Raw genomic sequence first — 511 nt, 5'->3', positions numbered from 1 at the left:
CTACATACGACTACATAAATACTCACCCTATCGAACCAATCACTACAACGACAATCTATAACTGAATCACATCCCCCGAATGAGCGGGGCGAACCCAATTCCGAAGGAAACCCGATGACCGCATTTACCGAAGCATGGCAAGCCCTTGAACAACACCGGCTCGACACACAACACATCCACCTACGCGACCGCTTCGCCGCCGAACCCGACCGCTTCGGCAATATGCACGAAACCCTCGACGGCCTCCTCTTCGATTACAGCAAAAACCGCCTCGGCGAAGACACTTTGCAACTTTTGTGCCGCCTTGCCGAAGCCTCGCCCCTAGCCGGACAAATGCACGCCATGCAAAACGGCGAAAAAATCAACCTCAGCGAACACCGCGCCGTCCTCCATACCGCTCTGCGCCTGCCGCCCGACGCAGCACCCGTTTACGTTGACGGCGAAAACATCCTCCCCAAACTCCACCGCGAACTCGACCGCGCCCTCGCCTACGCCGAAGCACTCAACAACG

Annotated in this window: 1 pseudogene; it reads left to right on the top strand. The window is 56.9% G+C overall.

Annotated features, from left to right (window positions below):
• Positions 1–114: 114 nt before the first annotated feature.
• Positions 115–511 (top strand): annotated as a pseudogene (locus ACTHUR_RS18520) (glucose-6-phosphate isomerase); the annotation flags it as partial.

The sequence above is a fragment of the Neisseria sp. P0021.S007 genome (genome assembly GCF_051956855.1).
Note: the sequence above shows the minus strand (reverse complement) of the source record. Positions and strands in the feature narration are given on the sequence as shown.